Source organism: Streptomyces sp. NPDC107581, assembly GCF_055657175.1.
This window is the reverse complement of the sequence record NZ_JBVKBH010000020.1, coordinates 65746-91986: the sequence shown is the minus strand read 5'-3', so window position 1 is coordinate 91986 and position 26241 is coordinate 65746. Positions and strand designations below refer to the sequence as shown.

Annotated in this window: 18 protein-coding genes and 1 pseudogene; 14 read left to right on the top strand and 5 right to left on the bottom strand. The window is 69.4% G+C overall.

What is annotated here, in order from left to right; all coding sequences use genetic code 11:
* Positions 1–2 precede the first annotated feature (2 nt).
* The 3 genes from ACZ7P3_RS37205 to ACZ7P3_RS37195 all read left to right on the top strand — a co-directional run bounded on the left by ACZ7P3_RS37205 (position 3) and on the right by ACZ7P3_RS37195 (position 3288).
* Positions 3–851: an ABC transporter ATP-binding protein gene (locus ACZ7P3_RS37205; protein WP_472088588.1), complete on the top strand. Its 849-nt coding sequence runs from the start codon at positions 3–5 to the stop codon at positions 849–851.
* 327 nt (positions 852–1178) lie between these two features.
* Positions 1179–2327 (top strand): serine hydrolase domain-containing protein, encoded by a 1149-nt coding sequence (locus ACZ7P3_RS37200; RefSeq protein ID WP_472088587.1) that lies wholly within the window; start codon positions 1179–1181, stop codon positions 2325–2327.
* A gap of 170 nt (positions 2328–2497) precedes the next feature.
* A protein-coding gene (locus ACZ7P3_RS37195; protein WP_472088675.1) for an IS5 family transposase occupies positions 2498–3288 on the top strand; the annotation gives its coding sequence in 2 pieces (ribosomal slippage) (positions 2498–2813 and positions 2813–3288; 792 coding nt in all).
* Between the two features lie 71 nt (positions 3289–3359).
* On the opposite strand, the gene ACZ7P3_RS37190 is transcribed toward ACZ7P3_RS37195, so the two are convergent.
* Positions 3360–4211, bottom strand: coding sequence for a hypothetical protein (locus ACZ7P3_RS37190; RefSeq protein WP_472088586.1), 852 nt, complete (start codon positions 4209–4211; stop codon positions 3360–3362).
* Positions 4212–4381: 170 nt separating this feature from the next.
* Between ACZ7P3_RS37190 and ACZ7P3_RS37185 the strand changes: the two are divergent.
* The 4 genes and pseudogenes from ACZ7P3_RS37185 to ACZ7P3_RS37170 form a co-directional block, all read left to right on the top strand.
* Positions 4382–4468, top strand: a pseudogene (locus tag ACZ7P3_RS37185) (IS5/IS1182 family transposase); the annotation flags it as partial.
* A gap of 47 nt (positions 4469–4515) precedes the next feature.
* Complete coding sequence (locus tag ACZ7P3_RS37180) at positions 4516–5427, top strand: ADP-ribosylglycohydrolase family protein (RefSeq protein WP_472088585.1); 912 nt, start codon at positions 4516–4518, stop codon at positions 5425–5427.
* A 227-nt stretch (positions 5428–5654) separates the two neighbouring features.
* Positions 5655–6314 (top strand): MSMEG_1061 family FMN-dependent PPOX-type flavoprotein, encoded by a 660-nt coding sequence (locus ACZ7P3_RS37175; protein WP_472088583.1) that lies wholly within the window; start codon positions 5655–5657, stop codon positions 6312–6314.
* Positions 6315–6761: 447 nt separating this feature from the next.
* On the top strand, positions 6762–7229 hold the full coding sequence (locus ACZ7P3_RS37170; protein WP_472088582.1) for a VOC family protein: 468 nt from the start codon (positions 6762–6764) through the stop codon (positions 7227–7229).
* Between the two features lie 45 nt (positions 7230–7274).
* Here the strand turns inward: ACZ7P3_RS37170 and ACZ7P3_RS37165 are convergent, their stop codons facing one another.
* Positions 7275–7892 (bottom strand): TetR/AcrR family transcriptional regulator, encoded by a 618-nt coding sequence (locus ACZ7P3_RS37165; RefSeq protein ID WP_472088581.1) that lies wholly within the window; start codon positions 7890–7892, stop codon positions 7275–7277.
* Between the two features lie 499 nt (positions 7893–8391).
* On the opposite strand from ACZ7P3_RS37165, the gene ACZ7P3_RS37160 reads away from it, so the two are divergent.
* The 5 genes from ACZ7P3_RS37160 to putP all read left to right on the top strand — a co-directional run bounded on the left by ACZ7P3_RS37160 (position 8392) and on the right by putP (position 19732).
* Positions 8392–9828, top strand: coding sequence for an aldehyde dehydrogenase (locus tag ACZ7P3_RS37160; protein WP_472088579.1), 1437 nt, complete (start codon positions 8392–8394; stop codon positions 9826–9828).
* A gap of 72 nt (positions 9829–9900) precedes the next feature.
* Positions 9901–11514, top strand: coding sequence for a GMC family oxidoreductase (locus ACZ7P3_RS37155; protein WP_472088578.1), 1614 nt, complete (start codon positions 9901–9903; stop codon positions 11512–11514).
* A gap of 419 nt (positions 11515–11933) precedes the next feature.
* A complete protein-coding gene (locus tag ACZ7P3_RS37150) occupies positions 11934–13274 on the top strand; it encodes a phosphatase PAP2 family protein (RefSeq protein ID WP_472088577.1) in 1341 nt (446 codons plus the stop codon).
* A 251-nt stretch (positions 13275–13525) separates the two neighbouring features.
* The gene (locus ACZ7P3_RS37145; RefSeq protein ID WP_472088576.1) at positions 13526–16057 is read left to right on the top strand and encodes a SpoIIE family protein phosphatase; all 2532 of its coding nucleotides are present in this window, start codon (positions 13526–13528) and stop codon (positions 16055–16057) included.
* Between the two features lie 93 nt (positions 16058–16150).
* A complete protein-coding gene (putP, locus tag ACZ7P3_RS37140) occupies positions 16151–19732 on the top strand; it encodes a sodium/proline symporter PutP (RefSeq protein WP_472088574.1) in 3582 nt (1193 codons plus the stop codon).
* A gap of 318 nt (positions 19733–20050) precedes the next feature.
* Here putP and ACZ7P3_RS37135 read toward each other — a convergent pair whose 3' ends face one another.
* From ACZ7P3_RS37135 to ACZ7P3_RS37125, 3 genes are all read right to left on the bottom strand, one after another.
* On the bottom strand, positions 20051–20290 hold the full coding sequence (locus ACZ7P3_RS37135) for a hypothetical protein (protein WP_472088572.1): 240 nt from the start codon (positions 20288–20290) through the stop codon (positions 20051–20053).
* Positions 20291–20616: 326 nt separating this feature from the next.
* Positions 20617–21426: an SDR family NAD(P)-dependent oxidoreductase gene (locus tag ACZ7P3_RS37130; protein WP_472088570.1), complete on the bottom strand. Its 810-nt coding sequence runs from the start codon at positions 21424–21426 to the stop codon at positions 20617–20619.
* Positions 21419–22069, bottom strand: a complete 651-nt coding sequence (locus tag ACZ7P3_RS37125) for a carboxymuconolactone decarboxylase family protein (protein WP_472088568.1) — start codon at positions 22067–22069, stop codon at positions 21419–21421. The genes ACZ7P3_RS37130 and ACZ7P3_RS37125 overlap by 8 nt, the downstream gene beginning before the upstream one ends.
* Before the next feature lie 221 nt (positions 22070–22290).
* Between ACZ7P3_RS37125 and ACZ7P3_RS37120 the strand changes: the two genes are divergently transcribed.
* Together ACZ7P3_RS37120 and ACZ7P3_RS37115 are read left to right on the top strand one after the other, a co-directional pair.
* Entirely contained in the window at positions 22291–23475 is a 1185-nt protein-coding gene (locus ACZ7P3_RS37120) for a PucR family transcriptional regulator (RefSeq protein WP_472088566.1), read from the top strand.
* Between the two features lie 243 nt (positions 23476–23718).
* Entirely contained in the window at positions 23719–26139 is a 2421-nt protein-coding gene (locus ACZ7P3_RS37115; protein ID WP_472088564.1) for a SpoIIE family protein phosphatase, read from the top strand.
* The last annotated feature ends 102 nt before the right edge of the window (positions 26140–26241 follow it).

Here is a 26241-nt window from a genome sequence, read left to right as displayed (position 1 = left end):
GCATGAAACTCACCGTCGACCAGCTCCGCATCACCCTGGACCGCCGGCCGATCCTGCACGCCGTGAGCCTGGAGGCCCACAAGGGGGACATCGTCGGCCTCGTCGGCCCCAACGGCAGTGGAAAATCAACACTGTTGCGGGCCGTCTACCGCTCGCTCCGTCCGGCCGGCGGCGTGGTCAGGGTCGGTGACGACGACGTATGGACCCTGTCCGCCCGCACCGCGGCCCGCCGCACCGCCGCCGTCCTCCAGGACTCCACCGGCAACACCACCGGCCTGACCGTCACCGAGATCGTCGCCCTCGGCCGTGCTCCGCACCACGGACTGCTGGGCCGCGACGGCGCGGAGGACCACCGGGCCGTGGAGGACGCCGTCGACCGCTGCGGCGTACGACCCTACGCGGACCGGGACTACGCCTCCCTCTCCGGAGGCGAGCGCCAACGTGTCCTGCTCGCCAGGGCGTTGGCACAGGACCCCCAGCTGCTCGTGCTCGACGAGCTGACCAACCACCTCGACATCCGGGCCCGGTTCGAGCTGCTGGACCTGATCCGCGCCACGGGTGTCACCACGCTGGCGGTCCTGCACGACCTCGACCTGGCCGCCCGGCTCTGCGACCGCCTGGTCGTCCTGCACGAGGGAGCCGTGGTGGCGGCGGGTCCGGTTCTGGAGGTGCTGACTCCGCAGATCCTCGCCGAGGTCTTCGGCGTACGGGCATGCGCCGAGAGGCACGCCGACGGCGTCGTCCGCATCACCTACGCCGCTCAGCCACTTGCCTGCGGCGAGGGCAAGGATGAGACGGGCGACGAAAGCGGTGCGGAGGACGACTTGGCCGTGGAGACCGTCGAGCGCTGATGCCGGGCCGGACGCCCTGTCCGGCGCGGGACCCGGGAGGCGCGTACTGCGACCAGAACGTATGCCCGTGCCCAGGGTGACGGCCGTGGAGCCGTCAGTCGGGCTGTGAGGTGCTGTTGGTCGAGACAGTCCATAGGACGGCCTGGATCAGCCGTCAATGACCGCCAGCCGTCTGTGCGCATTACTTAGAGCTCATAACACGATCATGATCTGGTCTTCTTGAGACGTTCCGTGACGAGGCTCCGGCCACCAGACCTGTCGACACCGATGATTCCCGGCCCGTGCGGGAGTCTGCCTTTCGACAGCAATCTTCTGGAAGGCGGCCCCATGACGACCCTGCACGACTTGATCGAAGCCCACGTCGGTGCCGGTACGCTGCCGGGAGCGGTTGGCCTCGTGGCCCGGGGTGACCAGGTCGAGGTGGTGGCCGTCGGCGCGCAGGACGCCGACGGCGGCGCCCCGATGGCGAGGGACTCCATCTTCCGGGTCGCCTCGATCACCAAGTCCGTCACCGCCGCCGCACTGCTGATCCTCGTGGAGGAGGGCAGGATCGCACTCGACGCCCCGATCGGGATGTGGCTGCCGGAGCTGGGGAAGCCGGTGGTCGTACGCACACCGGCGAGCCCGGTGGACGACGTGGTGCCGGCCGACCGGCCCATCACCGTTTTCGACGTGTTGGCCTCCCAGGCCGGGTACGGATTCCCCTCCGACTTCACACTGCCGGCGGTGCAGGAGTTGTTCACGGTGCAAAAGGACGGCCGGGTGCCGAGCAACTTCCCGCCGGCCGACGAGTGGATGGCGGCGCTCGGCCGCATCCCGCTGCTGTACCAGCCGGGCGCTGCCTGGCTGTACGACACCTGCTCCGTCCTGCAGGGGGTATTGATTTCGCGGGTCACCGGACAGCCGCTGCCGGAATTCCTGACGGAGCGGATCTTCGGGCCGCTGGGCATGGTGGACACCGGTTTCGAGGTGCCGGCCGCCAAGCGGGGCCGGTTCACCAGCTTCTACAGGCCAGGCGACGACGGCAGCCTGGAGCTCGCCGACGGCCCGGACGGTGAGTGGCGTAGCCTGCCCGCGCTACCGCTCGGCAGTGGCGGGCTGGCCTCGACCGCCGACGACTGGCTGGCCTTCTGCCGGATGCTGCTGGCGGGCGGAGTGGCGGCTGACGGGCGTCGGGTGCTGTCGGCCGACTCCGTACGCATGATGACCACCGACCATACGAATCCGGCGCAGCGCGACATCGGCCGGCTGTTCCTGGAGGGCCAGGGCTGGGGCTTCGGTGGCTCGGTTGACATCGACCGGACCAACCCGTGGAATGCGCCCGGCCGTTACGGCTGGGTCGGCGGCACGGGCACAGCGGCGCACGTCATCCCGGCCACGGGTGCGGTCACCATCCTGCTGACTCAGGTGGCAGCGATGGGCCCTGTGCCGGCACCGGTGATCAGGGAGTTCTGGCGGTACGCGGCGGACGCCTGACACACGCATCTCACGCCCGTGGCCTCACGAGGCCCAGCTGGCAGGGTGGCGAAATCGGACCACGACGCATGGCTGTGTAAGCCCGCAAAGAGATCTTGCTGAGGTGTCCCGGTCGAGCGTGACTGTTGTGACGATCTGATCGTTCGGCGGGTGTGACGACTCGACCGTGGATCGTGGACGACGACTTGTGGGCGCTGATCGAACCGCTGCTGCCGCCTTGGCCGACGCGGTCGCCGGGGCCGAGGCCAGTGGATGATCGGCTCTGTCTGCAGGGCATCCTGTACGTCCTGCACCAGGACATCGCCTGGCAACTCCTGCCGCTGGAGCTGGGATTCGGATCCGGGCAGACCTGCTGGCGGCGTCTGGACCGCTGGCAGCGGGCCGGAGTCTTCGAGCGATTGCACCGGACCCTGCTCGCCGAGCTCAACGCGGTCGGCGAGCTCGACTGGACCCGCGCGTGCGTGGACGGCTCCCACGTGCGCGCGAAAAAGGGGGAGCCGCGACTGGTCCGTCGCCGGTCGACCGACGGAAGACGGGCAGCAAGCATCACCTCATCTGCGATGGCAAGGGCACCCCGCTGCACGTCATCACGACCGCCGCCAACGTCAACGACGTCACCCAGACGCTCGACCTCGTCGACGGCATCCCGCCCGTCGCCGGACGACCTGGCCGGCCCCGAAGGCGGCCTGAGTGCCTTTTGGGCGACAAGGCGTACGACTCGAAGGCTGTGCGCGGTGAGCTGCGACGCCGCCGCATCCGGGCGGTGATCTCCCGCAAGGGCACCCCGAACATCAAGGGCCTGGGCAAGCTCCGCTACGTCGTCGAGCAGACCTTCGCCCTGCTCCACCAGTTCAAACGCCTCGCGGTCCTCTGGGAACGACGTCTCGAACTCCATGACGCCTTCCTCTCATTGGCTTGCAGTCTCATTTGCTGGAGACGCCTTAGGAAGGTTGGATCATGATCGTGTTACGAGCTCTTAGGGAGGTCCTGGCCTCGCCCTTTCACCGACGAGCCCGTCCGAGAGCGTGATCGCTACCTGACGTCGACGTAGTCGCCGGCGGCTGTCGAGGCGGCGGTGGTGGTGTTGGTGACGAAGGAGAAGCGGTAGTACCCGTCGGCCGTCGCGGTGGTGGTGGTCTTGAGCGCGCCACCGGTGCCGCTCGTGACCTTCCTGACGGTGGTGTAGGTGTTGCTTCCCTTCTTGCGGTACTGGAGCAGCACCCCCTGCCCTGTGTAGCCGGCGTACGTGCCGTCGTTCCAGTTGGCACGCTTCAGGCTTCCTGTGACCGTGATGGTCTTGCCCTTCTTCACCGGCTCCGGGGTGGCGTTGGCGGTCAGCTGGGACGCCTTCTTGATCCGGGTGGTGGCAACGTCGTCGTTGTAGCTGGCGTTGGCGTAGAGGTCGTACCCGCCGAGGAACAGCTTCCAGGTTCCTGCGACACCGTTGTGCTTCAGATCGGACGCGGCATTGAGGTGGAAGACGGCCTTGCAGGCGTAGACGCCGGTCCGGGTCGTCGACTCGGTGCAGGTGGGGTCGTCATCGGTGCCCAGGGATCCCGTGATGGTGTCCGTGCTTGAGCTGTCCGTGCCCTGCCAGAGGAAGGCTTCCGTGAGGGCGACCCCGCTGGAACTGGTGGCCGTGTACGTCACGGTGACGGACTTCTTGGTGGTGGTGCCCAGAACGGTGTCCTTGCCGCCGTTGATGACGGCCTTGGAGAAACTGATGTTGCCCAGCTTGGTGTCGGGGTGGACGGACCGGGCGCCGAAGGAGCCGAGTGTCGCCGCCGCACCCGGACGCTCCGCCGCCAGGGCGGCTGCCGGAAGGCAGAGCGCGGACAGGGCGACGGCGGAGGGAAGGGCTACCGACATGGCACGTATACGCATTGAATCTCCGTAAGGTCGAGAGCAGCCGCCGGAGGTCTCCGAGCAGGCATGCTGGGCGCGTGCGGCGCACAGGTTTCCATGCGCACGGTACGTCGCGCGGCCCCAGGCTCCGCATCCGTGAAACTACGCAGTTCACCACGGGTGTCTACGGCAACACCCGCCCCGCAGGCCGCGTCGGCCTCGACGAACCTGGTGCCTGTGGTGAGCTCGACCGGTCACGGTGCGCGATCGACTCCGTCCGTGTCCGGGCGGCAAAAAAGGGGGGCCAAGCGCATGAGCGTCGACGCGCTGCGATACTGCCCCGATGATCACCGTGCCTACTGCTGCGCTGGATTCCTTGTACGGGCTCGCGTTCGGCGACGCCTTCGGCGACCGCTGGTTCGCCATCCTGCGCCGAGACGGTTCGGCAGCCCTGGAGGCGCGGACGCTGCCCCCGGAACCGCTGTGGCGGTGGAGCGACGACACTGCCCAGGCGCTCGAACTCGTACGGGAACTCGCCGAGGGCGACGGCACCGTCGACCAGGACCGCCTCGCCCTGCGCTTCGCGGCAGCCTACGCCGACGACACGCACCGCGGCTACGGAGCCTCGATGCATGACGTGCTCCGCCGGATCGGCGCGGGCGAGCCCTGGCAGGAGGTGGTCACCGGACAGTTCTGCGGCCAAGGCTCCTGGGGCAACGGCGCAGCCATGCGCGCCGCCCCGCTCGGCGCCTGGCACGCCGACGACCTCGATGCGGTCGCTGAGCAGGCCGCCCGCCAGGGCGCGGTCTCACACCACCACCCGGAGGCGGTCGCCGGGGCGGTGGCGGTCGCCCTCGCCGCGGCGCTGGCAACGCGCAGCCGGGGCGGGCCTGCCCCGGCACGGCCGGACTTCCTCCGGGCAGTCGCCGAACAGCTCCCCGACAGCGACGTCCGGTCGGGTGTGCGGGTCGCGGCCCGGATGCCGGAGCGCACCTCGGTCCGGCACGCTGCGGAGGTTCTGGGCTCCGGCTACCGCATGTCAGGGCCCGACACGGTCCCGTACGCCCTGTGGTGCGCGGCGGGGCACCTCGACGACCTGCAGGAAGGCCTGTGGTGCACGGTCGCCGGGCGCGGTGACATCGACACCACCTGCGCCATCGCGGGCGGGGTGATCGCCGCCCGCACGGGCGTCGCTGCCCTCCCCCCTGCCTGGCACGCGGCCCGTGAACCGCTGCCCCCGGTCGTGACGGAGTAACGGGCCGACCTGCGACTGTTCTTGGGGCGTGTTGGCCTGTGGGTCCGGCCGGCCGTGGCACGGACGAGCTCCTGCTCGGTGCTGGGTCGTGCCGGGTAGGCCGCTCGGCCGCGCGAGCCTGTCTGTTCTTCCCACACCAGAAAACGCGCGCGAATGCCTCCATGTCCCCGCACCCCCGCACTCACCGACCAAGATCGATCGCAGGTCGGTCCATTAGGGTCGGGGACATGACATCACCTCTTGCCGCCAGTGCCTTCGACTCGCTCCGCCTCGATGCCGTGCGCGACCAGGAGGGGCTGCGCCGGGCCTACGGACTCCCCGGCGACGCGGCCGTGCGCAAGCAGATGACAGAACTCACCGAACAGACCCGGCGGTTGATCGGTTGCTCACCGCTGGTCCTGGTCGCCAGCGCGGATGCCGAGGGCAACTGTGACGTTTCCCCGCGCGGCGGCCCCGCAGGCTTCGTAGCCGTCTTGGACGCACGGACGGTGGCGATACCGGACGCGACCGGCAACAAGCGCCTGGACACCCTGCAGAACGTCGTCACCACCGGACGGGCCGGGCTGCTGTTCGTCATCCCGGGGCGCACCACGACGCTCAGGGTGAACGGCCGGGCCTGCGTCTCCACCCGCCCGGAGCTGCTGTCACAGCTGACCGCCGTGGGCAAGCCGCCGGCCGGCGCGCTGGTGCTGGGGATCGAGGAGGTCTACCCGCACTGCCCCAAGTCGCTCCTGCGCAGCGGGGCCTGGAAGCCGGAGCAGTGGCTGCCGGCGGACGCCCAGCCGACCTCGGCCGAGGTGACGCTGGCCCAGCTGCGGATGCCGGAGCTGACGATCGCCGACATCGAGCAGGCGGAGGCGGACTCGCTGAAGTACCGGTACGAGTAACGGGCCGACCGATGAGTGCTGAACCACCGCCCGCCGAACCCCCGGACCGTCGATGTGGCGGCCGGCGCGGCCTCGGACGACAGAAGGCAGTTCGAAGGGCCGCAGCAAGGTGGGCGCACCATGGGTGGAATTCCTCAAACGCGGTCCCCGGCGTGTTCCGAAGTCGGTATCGCTTCGTGCTCGCCGAGCAGCCGGCGTCTCGTCGTCCGCTGGGAATACCGACCCGAACTCCACGACACTTTCTTCTCGTTGGGCCTCGGCCTCATCCGCTGGAGCAGATCGAAGAAGCGCCGTTCATTATCGTGTCACAAGCCCTGAACGGCGAGCCGACGTACCTGATCACGAATATCCGGAGCCTGCTTATTCCGCACCGAACCGCGGGGTAGTCTGAACCGTCTGGTTCTTCGTGCCATCCCTTGATGGTTCAGCAGGACAGGAGTGATTGCGATGCCCATGCCGGCCCACCCGCCGAAAAACCCATCAAGCCCCTTTGCGTCCTTCGGCGGTCACCATGTCGGTATCCGCGTTCCCGATTACGACGCGGCGAAGGTCTGGTACACGGAGAAGCTGGACTTCCGAGTGCTCCAGGAGTGGCCCTACGGTGAGCTGCAGCTCGCATACCTCTGCCCGCCCAACGATGACAACTTCCATGTGGAACTGCTGGCCGGACCGGTGCCCTTCCCGAACGAGGTCCTCGACGACCTCGGAGCCAGCCTGCAGCACGGCGGCTACCAGCACATGTGCGTCCATGTCGACGATGTCGACGAGGCATGCGCCGAGCTCGCCGGCCGTGGCGTCGACCTTATCGGTGAACCTTTCGAGATCGAGGACATCAGCCGGCGACTGGCGTTCTTCCGTGACCCGTGGGGCAACATGATCGAACTGTCGCAGAAGCTGCCCGGCGCTGGTTCCTGATCAGCCTCACAACGTCGGCATCCGCGCACACGGCGTCGTCCACGATCACGGCCGAGTGCTCGCGGCCTCTCGAACGGCCGAGTCATCACATGGTTCAGCGGCCGTTTCTGCGGGTCGGCAAGCCGAGGCGTGCTCGATGACGGCCTCGAAGAGGAGAAGTCCCTGATCCACCAGCTCCTCCCTCGAAGTGTCCAGAACTCCGTTGAACCAGCTCAGCAGCATTTCGCTGACCGCGCCCACGATGGCTACGGACAGGGTGGCGGTGTCGATCCGGGAATCGTGAAGTCTTTCCCTCAGGAGGGAGTCCACCAGGCCGCTCGTGCGCTGCAGGCCCAGACGTCGTTCGTGTGCTGTGAGGGGACCGGCACCCAGGGATTCCGCGAGCTTGACCCGCCCTTTTCTCGGATCTTGCAGCGGAAGTCCGACGATGATGTCGATCATGTTCCGCGCCCGGTCGCGCAGCGGCTGGTCCGTGCCGATCGCCTCGGCGCACCGGGCGATCTGTTCCTCGTAGATGTCTCTCATGAGCGCTGCCATGAGATCGTCGAGGGAGGAGAAGCTCTCCGCGAAGTACCTGTCCTTCAGTCCGGCGTGGCGGAGTACCGCACGGATCGACGTGTGGGCGTATCCCTGGCTGGAGAAGAGTTCGAGACCGCTTTCCATGAGGCGCCGACGGCGGAGCGATGTGCGCTGTTCCGCCGTGGCTCCGCCATATGTCCTCATGATGTGCCACCTCTCCTTGAGGCGTCGTCCCGCCCATGGTGCGATGTCGCACACCGTGGTCCGGTCTGCCGACCGTGATGCCCACGGGCGTCGTGTGAGGCTCTGAGCCGTCGGTCCGGCCTTGCCCCGTCGGGCGGCGACCCATGTTTTTCACTTACATTCTGCCCATCTGGTGACAGGCTACCCCAGATGGGGGTAATGTCGCATTTATTCAGTCGTAAACCGTGCAAGCGCTCCTCGCGAGGCCGGTACCGGCCGCCAGGGGCGTCGCAGATGTGGCCCGCCCGCAGGTTCGACCTGCCGGGCCGCAGCGTAGGAAAGTCACGACCGGTGGCGGCCCGCGTGCCGCGCTGAGCACTCCTGTGCCCGCTGGTCACCCGCTTATCGAACACCACGGCAGTGCTGTGGTCCCAAGGCCATGCCGTGGGGAGAGTTCACCATGGATTCCGACCATCTGTTCATCGGCGGACGCTGGGTGCACGCGTCCGGAGATCGCGTCATCAATGCCGTATCCGCGAGTACCGGCGATCACCTCGGTGCGGTACCGGACGGTACCCAGGACGACATCGACCGGGCGGTCGGGGCCGCTCGTGCCGCATTCGACACACCGACCGGCTGGGCCTCCTGGGGCGCCGAACATCGCGCGGCCGCGATGATCCGTCTCGCTGATGCGCTCGATGCCAGGACGGCGGCGACGTCCGCCGCCGTCAGCGCGCAGAACGGCATGCCCATCACGGTGGCCCGCTCCGTCGAAGGTGTGGTGCCGTCGGCCCTGCTGCGCTATTACGCGGGTCTGGCCGGCAGCATGCCGCACGAGGAACTGCGTACCGGACTGCCTCGTGGCAGCACCCTGGTCCGCCGGGAACCCGTAGGCGTCGTAGCCGCCATCATGACCTGGAACTTCCCTCAGACCATCGCCTTCTTCAAGATGGCGCCGGCTCTGGCGGCCGGTTGCGTGCTCGTCCTCAAGCCGGCGCCGGAGACGGTCCTCGACTCGGTGCTGCTGGCGGAGGCGGTCGCGGAAGCGGGCATCCCCGACGGCGTGATCAACATCGTTCCGGGCGGCCGCGACACCGGCGCGTATCTGGTCTCCCACCCTGGCATCGACAAGGTGTCGTTCACCGGATCCACCAGAGCGGGGCGCCAAGTGGCTGCCGTGTGCGCCGAGTTGCTGCGGCCGGTGACCCTGGAGCTGGGAGGCAAGTCCGCCGCCGTCGTCCTCGACGACGCCGACCTTGCCGCGAACGCAGAGCAGTTCTTCATGGCCACGCTGCCGAACAACGGTCAGACCTGTTACGCGAGTACCAGGATCCTGGCCTCCCGCGGCAGGTATCGGGAAGTGGTCGAGTTCTGTACGGCGATGGCCCGTGACGCCGTCGTCGGTGACGCGCTCGACCCCGGCACCCAGATCGGCCCGCTCGTCAGCGAGCGCCAGCGCGAACGTGTGCTGGGTTACATCAAGACCGGCCGCAACGAGGGCGCCCGGCTCACCACCGGAGGAGGCCGGCCGTCCGGACTCGATCGAGGCTGGTTCGTCGAACCCACCGTATTCGCCGACGTCGACAACTCATCGACCATCGCGCAGGAAGAGATCTTCGGCCCGGTCCTCACGGTCATGCCCTACGACGGCGAGGACGAGGCAGTGCGCCTGGCGAACGAGTCGGCCTACGGCCTCGCCGGCACCGTCTGGACCACGGACCTGGACCACGGTGCCCAGGTGGCCCGCCGTTTCCGGACCGGCACCGTCGGGCTCAACGGCTATCTGCCCGACATCACCTCCCCCTACGGAGGCTGGAAGGCCAGCGGACTCGGCAGCGAACTGGGGCCCGAGGGGCTTCAGGCATACCAGCAAGTCCAGTCGATCTACCACCCCTGATGCGACAGTCGGCATCCGTCGCCCGGCTCGGGCGAGTCGGGCGACGGATGCTCGCCGGGCGAGGAAACCAGCATGACTTCCACCGGAACCGAAGGATTCGACTACGTCATCGTGGGAGCCGGCAGCGCCGGTTGTGTGCTCGCAGACCGCCTGAGCCGCGACGACCGCGTCCGCGTGCTGCTCCTCGAAGCGGGCGGCCCCGACACCGACGAACTCATCCACATCCCGGCCGCGCTCGGAATGCTCTTCGGATCGCACACCGACTGGAGCTACCGGACGGTCGAACAGCCCGGGCCGGACCGCACCTTCTTCTGGCCCCGCGGCAGAACACTGGGCGGCTCGTCGTCCACCAACGTCATGATCTACACCCGGGGCAACCGGCACGACTACGACGGCTGGCGTGACGAGCACGGTGCGAAAGGCTGGGGCTACGACGACGTCCTGCCGTATTTCGTGAAGTCCGAGTCGAACCGCCGCCTCGGCGAGCCCTACCACGGTTCGGACGGACCCCTGCACGTCGAGGACCGTACCTACACGCACGAACTCTCACGGTCCTGGCTGGACGCCGCCGTGGAATGGGGACTGGACCGCAACGACGACTTCGCGGGTGCGTCCCCGGCCGGTGCCGGCCTGTACCAGGTGACATGCCATCACGGGCGACGGTGGTCCGCGGCCGACGCCTATCTGCGTCCGGCCCTCGGCCGGCCCAATCTCACGGTACGCACCGGCGCCATGGCAACGAAGGTCACACTCGACGGATCACGCGCGGCGGGCGTCACCTATCTGCAGGACGGACAGGAGCGGGCGGCCCACGCCGACAGGGAGATCCTGCTCTGCGGCGGATCCATCAACTCGCCGCAGCTGTTGCTCCTGTCGGGCATAGGCGATCCCGACGAACTGCACGCCGTGGGGATAGACGTCCGTGTCCCCCTGCCGGGAGTCGGGCGGAACCTGCAGGACCATTTGATGACTCCCGTCGTGTGGGAGACCCGGAACTCCACCGACGTCGTCCGGGACCTGCTCACCCCGGACAACCTCGAACGGTGGCGCGCCCACGGCGACGGGCCCTTCGCCTCCAACTACGGCGAGGTCGGCGCGTTCCTCAACGTCACGGACGGCACCAGCCGACCTGACGTCCAGCTGCTGGGAGGGGCCACTGCGCTCATTCTCAGTGGTGAGGTGGTACCTGACCGGCCGGTGTTCACGATGAACTGCTGCACCCTGAACCCGCATAGCCGCGGCACCGTCCGTCTCGCGTCGGCCGATCCGCAGGCCCCACCGCTGATCGATCCCCGGTACTTCGACGTACCCGCGGATGTGTCGGTCATGGTCGCCGGACTCCGAGCGGTCATGGGCATCGCCCACCGCGCACCGTTCGCCGCATACCTGGCACGGTCGTACCTGCCGGCCAGTGACGACCTGAGCCGTCTGGGCGGCATGGACGACGACACGGCTCTCGAAGAGCACGTCCGCAGGTGGAGTGCCACGTCATATCACCCAGTGGGCACCTGTGCCATGGGAACCGGAGACGACTCCGTCGTCGATCCGGACCTGGAGGTGTACGGAGTCGAGCGACTCCGTGTCGTCGACGCCTCGGTCATGCCGACCGTCATCAGCGGAAACACCAACGCACCCACGATCATGATCGCCGAAAAGGCGGCCGAGCGGATCGTGGGCAGCCGCTGAAGCCTCGAGCGGTTGCGCCGGCGGTAAGCGTCACCGGCCGTCATCCGCAGTGCCGGCGGACAGCTTGCCGGCACGGTCAACCCTGGGCAATCCACTCGCGCGAAACCCTGCTCCCGTAGGCGGCGCAAGGACCTTCCGGTATCGGGGCGGGCGGAGGCTGCCCGCGCAGGCCGTGCGCTGTGTTCGGGGCGTTGGCGGTACATCAACACCGCGTTCATGCTGCAAGACGGCGCCGGCGCACGCTGGGGAGCCCTCGGGGTATCCGGTGACGCCACTCCTGGTCGGCGGAAGCCGCCGAACTGCTCCGATAGCATGTTCGAACTCGCGATGACTACCGTGATCGCTTTTTGCCCGTTCAACCCCTATCGAATAAATCGGCCAGACGATTGATATCTAGAGCGTCGCAGGTGTTTTCGCGAATGGACGGCAGAGCTGCGTTGGCCGTGTGGCGTCGACGGCGAGCCTTGCTGTGGGTAGCCGTGGCTGCGGCGGCTCTTGGATTCCTCATCACACTGGAGATCGCCGCACGCCGCTACGGTCAACCGGGGCCGATCACCAGCCAGGTGGAAGGGCTGATATTCACCCCGAAGCCGGGACCGCTGTACGGCGGTATGGCGTTGATGATGGTGGTGCTCACCTGGCGGCAACGGTTCATCGCGGCTGGTGCCGCCATCGGTATCGACGTGGTCTTCGCTCTGGTGCGGTGGGCTGTCGACGCCAGGACGACCGACGGTCATCTCTTCGGTAGCGGAGCGTTGTGGGTGATGCTGGGCTGTGCGGTCCTCGCCGTCACGCGCCGCACCGGCGCCGAACGCGTCCTGCTGTTGAAGGGCGTCGGGCTGGGCCTGCTCCTGGTGGCCGGCCGCAAGACCGGCGATAGTTGGCTGCTCATCACCTCCAAGGCCCGCCCGGCGGTGCTCGATCAGTACGTGGCAACCGCCGATCACGCGCTGGGCAACCCGTCGTGGCTGGTGGGCCGGATGGTCAGGGGCACCGGTCCGATCGGCACGCATCTTCTCCACCTGGTCTACGCCCAGCTTGCGGTGGCCGCGGTCGTCGTCGCGCTGTACCAGCTGCGCAGCGTGGCGGTCGAGCGCCGCTTCCCGCGCCATCATCTGGTGCGCACCTTCCTGGTGATCGGCCTCCTCGGACCGGGCGTTTACATGCTTTTCCCGGTGGTCGGACCGGTGTTCGCCTACGGCCCGGGCGCCTCGGGCACCGGCGGCGTGCACTGGGCGGTGGCCAATCTGTGGCCGGACACGCCGCCTCCGGTCAACATCCCGCACCCGATCCGATACGACGGGATCACCCCCCGAAACTGCATGCCCAGCCTGCACACGGCGTGGGCCACCGCGATCTTCATTCACTCCCGCAGGGCCCCACGGCTTCTGCGGTTCGCGGGCGCGTTCTGGCTGATCGCCACGCTCGGCGCAACGCTGGGATTCGGCTACCACTACGGCGCGGATCTCGTCGCCGGCGTGGTGTTCGCGCTCACGATCGAGGCGGCGCTGCGCTCGTTCGACCGTGGCTGGGACCGGCCAGGAATCCAGCTGGTCGTCTACGGCGCTACGGTCTTTGCCGCGCTCTTGGTGTCGTACCGCTGTCTGCCGATGGAGATGGCCGGACATCCGTGGGTGTTCGGGCCATTTCTCCTTCTGGCGATGACCTCAGTGGTCTACGGCTACCTGCGGACCACCAGACAGTGGGAGCCGACGGCCGTACCGGCGCGGCAACCGGAACCGCGACTCGAACCCGTTTGAGTCCTTTCGCCTCGGGTTGCGCCTGAGCTCTCGGAGCACGGCCCGGACGAGGAGTGCTCCGCAGGGACGCCCAGGACCTGGCCCTCGGCGTCACCGATCGGTGGACGAGCGGGCACCGATGCGGACCGGTCATGGGCCGACGGAGCTGGTCCTGGGCATGACCGGGGACACACGGCACGGGGCACGGGGCGGTCAAAGTACATATGGTGTGAGTGGCGATTCAGTCATTTGTCCATGCAGACGAGTGTTCCGTGACGGAAGAGCAGCAGACGCCCGAGTTGCCCGGCGTACTTGGAGCAGGGCAGGCCGCGGACCTGCCGTACCAGCAGTCCGCCCTGGACGCCGCTCGCGCCGTGGCGCAGGGCGCCGCACTGATGGCCGCAGTGCTGGGCGCGGCGGGTCTGTCCGGCTGGATCCTCGGCATCGACATCCTGAGGCGCGTGCCCGGGGCCGACGCGGCCATGAACGCGAACACCGCCGTGGCTCTGCTGGCACTCGGCGTCTCTGTGTTCCTGGTGGCTCGCAGACGTGTCGCCCCCTGGATGATCACCGCGGCGCGTGCGGGCGCAGCCCTGGCTGCCTTGATCAGCGGGCTCACCCTGGTGGAGTACGTGACCGGGGCGGGCCTCGGCATCGACGAGCTGCTCTTCAAGGACGAGAGGGCGAGGGTGGCGGCAGAGGTGCCTGGGCGGATGGCACCGAACACGGCTGTGGCACTGATGATCGGGGGAGTGGCGGCCCTGTGTGCGAGCACGTCCCGACTACCCGCCTGGACGAGTCAGGTCCCGGGCCTGGCCGTCCTCACGCTGGGAATGCTGCGCCTGTACGGGTTCGCGTACGCCGTACCCGAACTCGAACGGTTCGGTCCCTACAAGGGCATGGCCCTGTACACCGGGGTGGCTCTGGTCATGCTGGGGATCGCTGTGTTCCTCGCCCGGCCGGACCGGGGCCTGGCCGGACTGCTCATGAATGCGGGCACCACAGGCGTGCTGGGACGCCGGCTGTTCGCCACCGTCCTGGTGGTGCCTCCGGTACTGGGCGGACTCGTTCTGGCCGGTGAGGACGCGGGCCTGTTCGGAATGCGTCTGGGTACCGCGCTGCTGGTGTGCGGGCATGTGGCTGTGTTCACCACGGTCGTCTTCGCGACGTTGGCCGTGGGGCGCCGGATGGAGGTGGCGCACTTCCGTGCCGAATGGCAGGTGCGGCAGAACGCACTGGTGCAGGCGTTCATGGACCACACACCTGCGGTGGTGTTCATCAAGGATCTGGAGGGTCGCTTCCTGGCGGTCAACACGACGTTCGAGAAGAGCCTGGGCCTGTCCCGTGAACAGGTACTGGGCCGCCGGGACGAGGATGTCATGGCGCCCGACCTCGCGCTTCAGGCACGGACCGCAGACCGTGCCATGCTGGCACGGGGCACCGCCGTGCAGCGGGAGGAGCTTCTCGCCCTGCCGGGAGGCCCACGGGACGTCCTCACCTCCTTGTTCCCGCTCAACACCCCGTCCGGCGAGCACTACGCCGTGTGCGGCGTGGTCACCGACATCACCGAACGAGTCGCGGCGCAGCGCGAGGTCCGGCGGGCCAACCGACGCTTCCTCGCGCTGCTGGAATCGGCCCCCGACGCCCTGCTGATCACGGACGGCCATGGCGTCGTCGTCATGGCCAACGCCCAGGTGCAACGATTGTTCGGCCATGCGCCGGACGACCTCGTCGGGACGCAGGTGGTCGATCTGGTGCCCCCACCGCGACGCCGACGGCACAGCGCTCTGCTCCGCGCCTACCTGCGGCAGGCGGACCCGAAACCGATCGTCCTGGACAGGGGCCTGTACGGGCTGCACAGCGACGGGGGTGAGTTCCCCGTCGAGGTGAGCGTCAGCAGTCTCCAGGCCGAACAGGAGACGCGGGTGTTCCTGACCGTGCGGGACATCACCGAACGCAGACAGGCCGAGGCCGAACGCGCCGAACGCTACGAGGAGCACCGACGTATCGCCCACACCCTGCAGCACAGCCTCATGGGCGAGCCGTCCCGGTTGCCGTACCTGCCCAGCGCCCACCGGTACCTGGCGTCTGTCCAGGACCCCGGGGTCGGCGGCGACTGGTTCGACGTCATCCCCCTGGACGGGGACCGTACCGGCGTCGTCGTCGGCGACGTGATGGGCCGGGGCCTGGAGGCGGCCGCCGTGATGGGCCAGCTGCGCGCGGCCTCCCACGCGCTGGCCCGCACGGGCATATCGCCCAGCCGGCTCATGACCGGGCTGGACGCCTTCGTCGGCGACCTGGCGGACCAGCTCGTCACCTGCGTCTACCTGGTGATAGACCAGCGCGCCCACGAGATCACCCTGTGTTCGGCCGGGCACCCGCCGGTCATCGTCCTGCCTCCTGACGGGCCCGCCCGCCTACTCCGGACACCGGTCGGAGTACCGCTGGGAGTCAACGATTCGTGCGGCCCAGGGGTGCCGTTCCGGCAGACGACCCAGCCACTGCCGCCGGGGAGCACTCTCGCGCTCTACACCGATGGACTGGTCGAAAGACCCGGCACCGACATCGACGCCCAGATCGACATTCTCGCCCACACTCTCTGGGTCGCCCTGAAGGGCGCTCCCACGGATCCGAAGACCCTCGACCAAGCCGCGGACCGGCTGGTCAGAACCCTCCTTCCGGACACCGCCGCGCACGACGACGACGTGACGCTGCTGCTGGTCGGGCTGCCCGAGCCCCACGGCGAAGGATCCCGCGGTACGCGTGCCTGCCCCGGTGAGGGCGGTGCTGTCGGCTCAAAGTGACCAAAATATGTACATTTGAGTAATAAGAGCCACGACTGTCAGGCGTGCGGCGCTCGCGCCCGTGCTTTCAGAGACCTCGCAGGCGAGGGCACTATGTTGGACTTGAGTGCGCCGATCGTGGTCACGTTCCTCGTGTACGTGGCCGTCATGATCGGAACAGGTGTCTGGGCCTACCGTCGCACTCACACCTTCGCCGATTTCGCCCTGGGCGGCCGCAGACTCGGCGCTTTCGTCGCCGCCCTGTCGGCGGGAGCCAGCGACATGTCCGGCTGGCTGTTCCTCGCGTTTCCCGGAGCGGTGTACGCGGCCGGTGTCGGCGCCAGCTGGATCGCGGTCGGTCTGGTGCTCGGCACCTACTTGAACTGGCTGTTCGTCGCGCCGAGGCTGCGCACCTACACCGAGCGCGCGGGGAACGCCGTGAGTCTGTCGGCCTATCTCGAAGAGCGGTTCGAGGACCGCACCCGGATGCTTCGGATGGTCTCGGCGGTGGTCACGCTTGTGTTCTTCACCGTCTACGTCGCCAGCGGGCTGGTGGCCGGTGGCCTGCTGTTCGGACATATCTTCGATGTCGGGTTCAGGCTGGGAGTGGCTCTGACCGCCCTGGTGATCGTCATCTACTCGTGCCTGGGCGGCTTCCTCGCCGTGAGCCTGACCCACGTGATGCAGGGCACGCTGATGTTCCTCGCCCTGCTCGTGCTCCCCGTCGTCGGCATCGGGGCGCTCGGCGGCTTCGGGGCGCTGCGGGACACCCTCAACAGCAGGGCACCCGACCTGCTCGACATGGGTGCGAAGGTCGACCTCCTGGGCGGACGGTGGTCGGCGAGCGGATCCCTCGGTGCCGTCGCGGTCGTCTCGCTGCTCGCCTGGGGCCTCGGTTATTTCGGTCAGCCGCACATCCTGGCCCGTTTCATGGGCATCCGCAGCACCGGCGCCATCCCCACGGCCCGCCGTATCGAAACCGGGTGGGTCATCATCGTGCTCGCCGGCGCCACACTCGTCGGCCTGGTGGGGATCGCACAGACCGGCACGCCGCTCCACGACCCGCAGACGGTGTACATCGGCCTGAGCCGGGCACTGTTCGATCCCTGGGGTGCCGGGGTGATGCTGATCGCCGTCCTGGCCGCGATCATCTCGACCGCGGACAGCCAGCTCCTCGTGTCGTCCGTCGCTCTCACGGAGGACGTCTACCGCGCCTTCTTCAATCGGCGTGCCTCGGACAGGGCGCTGGTGTGGGCCGGTCGTGCCGCCGTCGTCGTCGTGACCCTGGTGGCCTTCGTGATCGCGCTCAGGGGCGGCGGGCTGCTGGGCATCGTGGCCCATGCCTGGGCCGGATTCGGGGCGGCCTTCGGGCCGGTCGTCCTGCTCTCGCTGTACTGGCCGCGCATGACCTGGGCGGGTGCCATGGCCGGGATCGTGTCGGGTGCGGCCACGGTGCTGCTGTGGAAGGAGATCAATCCGCTGCTCGGCCCCTTCGCATCGGGCATCTACGAAATGGTTCCTGGCGTCCTGGTCGCCACGGCGGCCGCGCTGGTGTTCGGCAGGTTCGTCGGGCGGCCTCCGAAACGGGCCTTCTGGCGGATACCGGGCGGTGGCGTGAGCCGGCTGATGCTCGCGCCGTTCCTCACGCACGCGCCGGTCGGCATCGCCGTGCTCGACACCGACCTGCGGTACGTCTGGGTGAACGAGCCGCTCGACCGTGAGATCCCGTTCGAACGGCGGCTGGGGCGGCGGATGGGGGAACTGCTGCCGAAGGCGGAGGCCGAGGCTTTCGAGGAGAAGATGCGCCGGGTCCTGGACACCGGCGCTCCGGTGATGGACTACGAGTACCGCGGACCCAGCCGGACGGACTCCGACAGCAGCCGCGCCATCTCCGCCTCCTTCTTCGCCATGAAGGACCGCCACGGCCGGAACGTGGGTGTCTGGTACATGGTCATCGACGTCACCGAGCGCTGGCGGGCCCAGGAACGCCTGGCCCTGCTCAACGCCGCCGCCGCCCACATCGGCAGCACCCTGGACGTGACGCGGACCGCGCAGGAGCTGGCTGACGACGCCGTGCCGGCCGTGGCCGACTTCGTCGCCGTCGACCTGCTGGACTCGGTCATGAGAGGCGGGGAACCGGCACCCGGGCCGGTCGGGCTGTCGCCCGTCATCCGGCGCGCGGGGCAGCAGTCGGTGCGTGAGGGCTGCCCCGAGGCGACCCTGACCGTGGGGGAGACGGTCCGGCGCGCACCCGCGTCCCCCGTGACCCGATGTCTGCTGGAGAGCAGGACTCTCGTGGAACGGACCCTGGACCACACCACCAGTCCGTGGGTGACCGAGGACGAGTCGCTGGGCGCCTCCATCCGCGATTACGACGCCCGCTCGGTGATGGTGGTTCCGGTGCGGGCGCGCGGCGTCACCCTGGGCGTGGCGACGTTCGCCCGGTCGCGGAGGCTGGGCCCGTTCGAGGAGGACGACGTACGTCTCGCCGAGGAACTCGTCTCCCGCGCGGCGGTGTGCATCGACAACGCGCGCCGCTTCACCCGCGAGCGCGCCGCGGCCCGTTCCATGCAGCGCTACCTGTTGCCGCAGGAACTGACCGGAGGGTCCGCCCTGGAGGTGGCCTCGTGGTACCTCCCGGCGGGTGCCCCCAGTGGTGTGGGCGGCGACTGGTTCGACGTGATTCCGCTCTCCGGAGCACGGGTCGCACTGATCGTGGGGGACGTGGCCGGGCACGGCATCAACGCCGCAGCCACCATGGGGCGCCTGCGCACCGCCGTGCGCACGCTCGCCAACCTCGACCTGCCCCCGGACGAACTGCTGGCCCACCTGGATGACCTGGTCATCGGTCTCATGGGCGTGCACGACAGCGACGCCTCGACGGCGGCCGAGGACGAGGCCGCCGGCACCGCGTTCATGGGCGCCACCTGCCTGTACGCCGTCTACGACCCGGTCAGTGGCCGGTGCACCCTGGCCCGCGCGGGTCACCTCCCACCGATGATCGTCCGTCCCGGCGGCGGCGCCGACATCCTGGACCTGCCCGCCGGACCGCCCCTCGGCCTCGGCTACCTCCCCTTCCAGTCCGTCGAACTGAAGCTGGCCGAAGGCAGCCTCATCGCGCTCTACACAGACGGCCTCATCGGGTCCTTCGGCCGGGACATCGACGTCGGGCTCTCCCGGCTCGGCGATGTCCTCGGGGCGCCCCGGCCGACACTGGAGGAGATCGGCCGCACGGTGATCGACGACCTGCCCGTCAATCCGCCGTCCGACGATGCCGCCCTGCTCCTCGCCCGCACTCGGGTCCTGGCCCACGACCGGTTCGTCTCCTGGGACCTGCCCAGCGATCCGGCCGCCGTCGCACACGCCCGCACACTCGCCGCCCAGCAGCTGACGGAGTGGCGCATACCCGATCTGACGTTCACCACGGAACTCATCGTCAGCGAACTGGTCACCAACGCCATCCGCCACGCGTCCGGACCGATCGGTCTCCGCCTGATCCGGGACCGCAGCCTGATCTGCGAGGTCTCCGACACCAGCAGCACCTCGCCACGCCTGCGCCATGCCCGGACCACCGACGAGGGAGGACGGGGCCTGCTGATCGTGGCCCAGCTCGCCCGCCGGTGGGGCACCCGCTACACCACGAACGGCAAGATCATCTGGACGGAGCAGGTTATTCCGGCCGACACCGTTGCCTAGTGCGGTGCCCTGGCCCGGATGGTTTTGCCGGGGTGACGCGCCGACGGCTTCCGCTCTGGTTCGAGGCAGGGACATCCGGCGTCGCCACTGTGCCTGCCGGAGAGCAGGACGGCAGCCAAGTGAAGGGGGCGGGTGCGTGGAAGCGAGAGCCACAAGGGGTGCGGTTGTCGACGAGTCGGTGTCGTCCGGCGCGTCCGGCTCGCCCTGTCCGGTCTGGTTGTCCTGCTGATCGTGGTCCGCCTCCGGGAACGAGAGCACAGGGGGCTCGAACTCGATCATGTCCGGCCTGATGGCAGCATCAGCACTCTCCATCGGTGTTCACCGTCGGGTCGGATGGCACGTGTGCGTGCGGTTCCGGGTCCGGATGTGGAAGATCACCGGCCCTACCGTGCTGAACGCGGCAGCCCAGAGGAGCCCGAGGGCGAGGTGTCCCCAAAGGGCCGTGCGGCCGAAGTAGCCGCCGACGGCGAACTGCATGGGGCCGAAGGACGGGAACCACTGCAGGACGGGCTTGTTGGCGAGCGGGTTTCCCAGGGGGTTCTGCAGGAAGGTGTCCATCAGCCCGACCATGATGATCAGGAAGAAGCCCTCCAGATCCCGCTTGACCAGGACGCCGAGGAGGAGTCCGAGGGCACCGTAGGTGAGGGCGATGACCGCGAATCCAGCGAGCGTGGCGAACCAGCCGGCGGCCGTCGGTCGTCAGAAGAAGAGGATGGCCAGGGCCGTGTAGAGAGTTCAAGGGCGAGCGGTGGCAGCTGTTCGGCAAGTCGGTGGACACCCGTAGGGAGTTCGGTCCACTGCAGAAGTGAGCCGACGGGGGCGGTCCCGGCCGATGCCCTGACACCGGAGGACCGCCCTCGCCCCGTCACCGGAGACCGGAGTGCTCAGACGGCGTTCAATCCTCCGTCCACCACGAGGCTCTGTCCGGTGATGTAGGAGGCGCGGTCGGAGAGCAGGAAGGTGACGGCTGCGGCCACCTCCCAGGCGGTTCCCTGACGTCCGAGCGGTATGCGGCTGAACGAGGCGGAACGCGACGCCCGCCGGGTCGAGGCCTGGCGGCCCATCGGGGTGTCGATCAGGCCCGGGACGACCAGGTTGGCGCGGATTCCGCGCGGCCCGCCCTCCTTGGCGACATGGCGGGTGAGACCGAACAGGCCTGCCTTGGAGCTGTCGTAGGCGGGCGAGTCGGTGGCCGCGCGCAGCCCGGCCACGGATCCGACGAAGACGATCGATCCTCCGTCGGCCATGGCGGGCAGCCCGTACTTGGCGGCGAAGAAGGGGGCGCTCAGGTTGACCGAGAGCACGCGCTCCCACTGCTGCGGTGAGGTGTCCGCCAGGCCCGCGCCGAGGCCGATGCCGACGTTGACCACGATCGCGTCGAGTCCGCCGAGTTCGCGAAGGGCCTCGGCGACCATGGCCGAGGACCGGCCGGGATCCGTGGCGTCACCGACCACGGGGAGGCCGCGGGCCTCCTCCTCACCGACCAGGGCGGCGGTGGCCGCCGCGGCGGAGGGGGAGACGTCGGCGCAGGCCACGGACGCTCCCTCGCGGGCGGCGAGCACGGCCACCGCCCGCCCGTTGCCCACCGGGGCCGCCGGATCGTCGCTGGGGCGGGTGCCCGCGCCGATGACCAGCACGTTCCGGCCGGTGAGCAGGCTGGTCGGATGAGGCGCGTGGTGCCGGGGCTCAGGCATCGCCGTGTGCCCCTTCCGTCGCGTCCGCGCCGGCCCCGGTGGGCGCGGGCAGGGACTCCGTCTCGTAGCCGGGCTCGAGCCGCGTACCGGCGGAGTTCAGGAAGAACGCGACCATGTGGTACTGACCGACGAGCATGGTGATTTCGATCAGCTGTGCCTCGTCGTGGTCGGCGGCGAGTGCGGACCAGGTGGCCGCGGACAGGCGTGCTTCCCGGTGCAGTTCGTCGGCGGCACGCAGCAGATGGACGTCGGCCGGCAGCCACCCTTGGGCGTCCGGGCCCGCACCGACCCGTCGGATCTCCTCGTCGTTGACCCCGGCGGCCCTGGCCAGCGGTACGTGCCGCCCCCATTCGTAACCGGCCCGGGTGTTGCATGCGGTGCGCAGGATCAGCAGTTCCCTGGTCCGGTCCGGAAGACGGCCGTCCCGCAGCAGATGGCTGCCGAACGGCAGGAAGTGCCGGAAGAGGCCGGGGTGCCGTACCAAGGTGGTGAAGACGTTGGCGAGGTGGCCGTCGGCGTCCCGGGGAATCGGGGCGAGCAGCTCCCGGGTGGACGGGTCCCAGCCGTCCTCGGGCAGTGGCGCGAGGCGCGGGCCGGTGTCGGCGGCGCCGCGGTGGGCTCGCTGGTGGTACTTGTCGGTCATGGCGGTCTCCGCACTGTTCGGCAGGGTGGGGCACAACCACGGGCGGGACTGAACACGGTCGACCGGCGCCGCGCTGCGTGCGCGCCGATCCACTCCGTCCGCCGCCGTGCCACTGTGCTTTCGCAGGCGGGGAGTTGTCGACGGCTCCCCGGCCAAGGCCGGAGGTTGGCATATTGTTCAATTGCACAACGGCCGGCACAGCAGGGGCGGAGGTGAGGTCCATGCCCGGACAGCCGGGCCCGGCGGCGCCTCTCGAACGGGTCATCGCCGCGATGACCGTGCAGCAGTGGCACGTGGGCGGGCGGTTGCACGCGGATCTGGCGGACCACATCCCGTCCTACCGGGCGGTCCCGCGGGAACTCCTGGACCAGATCTGGCATCGGCACTTCCACCGGGCTCTCGCGGTCGTGCGTGAAGGGACCGTGCCCGCGCCGGAGGACTTCGACGAAGCCGATGTGGCCCGGGACCGGGTCGCCCGAGGCGTGCCGCTCGGCGACGGGCTCCGCGCCTTCCGCCGGGCGCTGAGCGCGATACGGGATCTGTTCCTCGCAGAGGCGACCGCACGTGGGCTGGACCCCGGCCTCGTCGTCGACCGCACCAGGTGCCTGTGGGAGCTGGCGGACGTCGCGAGCCTGCAGATCGCCGCCGTCCACCGGCAGGCGGAGGTCGCCGCCGCCCTGCTCGACGCCCGCCGTCGCGCCGACTTCCTGCGCGGACTGCTCCACGGGACGCTGAGCGCGGCGGAGATCCACAGCGGTGCGGCGATCTACGGACTGGATCCGGCGCGGCCGCACCGGGCCATCAGAGCCGTCCCGGACGGCAACGTCGGCCCGGACGCGCTGGAGCGCTCCTTGGAGTCACACGGCCGCAGGAACGGCCGGGGCGCGCTGCTCACCGTGCTGGACGAGGCTGTCGTCGGAGTCGTCGAGGAAAGGCCTGAGATCGGTGACCTGGGGGTGACGGCGGGGCTCGGCCCGCCGACGGATCTGACAGCGGTGCACCGCTCCTTCCGTGCCGCCGGCCGGCTGCTGGGAGCCGCTCGTGCGTACGGTCTGCGCGGCGTGCACGACCTGAGCGACCTGTCCTGGCGGGTGGCCGTGGTGGCCGAACCGGAACTCGCCGAGTTGCTGCACGACCGGTATCTGCGCCCTCTGGAGGCGCAGGGGGAGTTCGGTGCGCTCATCGAGGAGTCGGTGCGGGGATACCTGGAGAGGGGACGGCACATCCGCGATGTCGCCCGCAGCGAGCACGTCCATGTCAACACCGTCCGCTACCGGCTGCGTCGTTTCGAGGAGCTGACCGGAACCAGCCTGGACGCTCCGGACACCGCGGTGGAGCTCAGCTGGGCCCTGGCGGCGCGCGAGCTGGGGACACCTCCACGAGGCCCGGCAGGAGCTGCTCCATGAGCGGGTCGTCGTGCCTGCGGTAACCCCTCGTGCCCGCGACGCCACGCCGCGCCATGCGGCGGGCGCGGCCGCCGCGGCCGCACCGGGTTCACTAGGCTTGCATGGCACCAGCAGGTCAGCGTGCATGTGGGAACGCCGAGCCACCGCCCCGGGCGTCGTCACGCCGGTCACCGGCCGCGGTCCGGCCCCGTGGCAGAAGATCGGTGACCGAGGACGAGGCGGTGTCCGGCGGTGGAGGAGTGGATGACGGAGCTCAGCAAAAGCCACGACGACCCGTTCGCCCCGCACCTCGCCGCCTTGGCGGTGTTCGACGACCGGGGAGTGGTGGTCGGATGGAGCCGGCGGGCCCAGGAACTGCTCGGCCATCCGGACACAGCCGTGATCGGTCGTCCGGCATTCGAGGTCCTTGTCGATCCTCGCGATCTGCCGGCGGTCAGGGAGGCCGCGGCGAGCTGCAGGAGAGCCGGCGGCTGGTTCGGGGTGCTGAAGGTGCGGCACCGCGACGGGCGGCTCGTGGAGATGGGGCTCAGGGCCCATCCGCTCTCTCGCGATGACCGGATCCGTGAGTGGCTCCTTGCCGGGGCACTCGCGGTCGACGTCCTGGAGTGGCAGAGGGACCGGGCGGTGCTCGACGGGTTGTACCGCCGGTGCCCCATCGGGCTGGTCGTCCACGGCCCCGACCTGAGGCTTCTCCGGGTCAACCGGGCCATCGAACGATTCAGCGGTGTCCCGGCAGCGGAGTTCCGAGGGCTCCCCACCGGCTGTTTCCTCCTCCCTGATGACGCACGCAGGGCCGTGGACCGTGTGCGCCAGGTGATGGAGACCGGCAGGCCGATGGTCTACTCCGAGCAGTTCGTGCGCCTGGAGTGGGATCCGGCACGAGAGCGGGTCGCGATGGTCTCGTCCTTCCCGATGGAGGATCCCTCCGGCCGCATCCTGGGTGTGGCCGAGATGATCGAGGACATCACGGAACGCCATCGGGCCCAGAGCCGGCTCGCGCTCCTCGACCAGGCCGGCAGTCGTATCGGAACCACGCTCGACGTGGCGGAGACCGCCCGGGAACTCGCCGAGGTGATGGTGCCCCACCTCGCCGACCATGCGTCGGTGGACCTGCTGCAGCCGGTGACGCGTGGTGAGGAACCGGCGCAGGCCTTGGGAGGGCCCGTGGTCCGAGTGGGGGCCTGCAGCATCGGTGCCCAGCAACCCGGGCCGCCCCACCCCCAGGGCGAGCCGGTGGATTTTGGGCCGGACACGCCCCAGGCCAGATGCCTGGCCGAAGGGCGGCCCGTCCTGGAACCGGTTCTCCCGCCCGACTGGTTCTCGACGGAAGGCCGCCAGGGGTCACACGCTCCGGGCCCGGACGCCCACTCGCTGATCGTGGTACCGGTTGCCGCGCGTGGTCTGGTGCTGGGCGTGATGGCCTTGTGGCGTTCACGCCGCCCCGATTCCTTCGAGGCGGACGATCTCACTCTCGCCCAGGAACTCGCCTCGCGCGCCGCCGTCGCCATCGACAATGCCCGGCGCTTCACCCAGCAGCAGCACACCGCGTTCACCTTGCAGAGCAGCCTTCTGCCCCGGGCGGTTCCGGACCAGTCGGCCGTCGAGGTGGCCATGCGCTACCTGCCGGCCAGCGCGGCCCCGGGCCTGGGCGGCGACTGGTTCGACGTCATTCCGTTGTCCGGGGCGCGGGTCGCCCTCGTCGTCGGCGACGTGGTGGGACGCGGCATCCACGCTGCCGCCACCATGGGTCGGCTGCGTACCGCCGTCCACACGCTCGCCAGCCTCGACCTGGAACCGGACGAGGTCCTCTCCCGCCTCGACGACCTGGTCAACCTCCTGGCGGCCGAGCAGGAGGCGGCCGGCGAACGGCCCGTGGGCGATCAGGTCGTCGGCGCCACCTGCCTGTACGCCGTGTACGACCCGGTCTCCGGGCGGTGCTCCGTGGCCCGCGCAGGCCACCCGCCGCCGGTGGTGACCGCTCCGGACGGCCAGGTGGCCCTGCTGGACCTGCCCGCCGGCCCACCCCTCGGCCTGGGCGGCCTGCCGTTCGAGGCCCGGGACGTCGAACTGGCCGAGGGAAGCCTGCTGTGCCTGTACACCAACGGACTCATCGGCGAACGCCACATCGATGCCGATCTCGGCCTGAGCAGGCTGTGCGCAGCGCTCACCCGCCCCGCCGACGGGCTGGAATGGACATGCCAAGCCGTGGTCGACTCACTCGTGTCCGCGCGCCCCACCGACGACGTCGCGTTGCTGATCGCGCGCACCCGCATGCTGCCACCGGACGATGTCGCCTCCTGGAGTCTGCCGCCGGAGCCTGCCAGCGCCGCCCGGGCCCGGGAACTGACCTCGGCCAAGCTGAGTGAATGGGGTCTGGAGCACTTGGCGTTCACGACCGAGCTGATCGCCAGCGAACTGGTCACCAACGTCTACCGCTACGCCAGTGGCCCTGCGACGCTGCGGCTGATCCGTGAACGGTGTCTGGTGTGCGAGGTCAGCGACACCAGCCACACCTCACCCCACCTGCGCCGCGCCCGCACCACCGACGAGGGCGGCCGCGGCCTGTTCCTGGTGGCCCAGGTGACCGAACGCTGGGGCACCCGCTACACGCGCGAGGGCAAGACCGTGTGGACCCAACAACCACTGGGCGGCACGCTCGCCTGACCGTCTCCGAGTCCGCCGGCACAGCCCGCCCCGCCGCCGTGGTCGATCGGCTGCGGCGACCGTCTTGGTGTCGACGCGGTTGCCCCGGGTGGCGATCGGCCG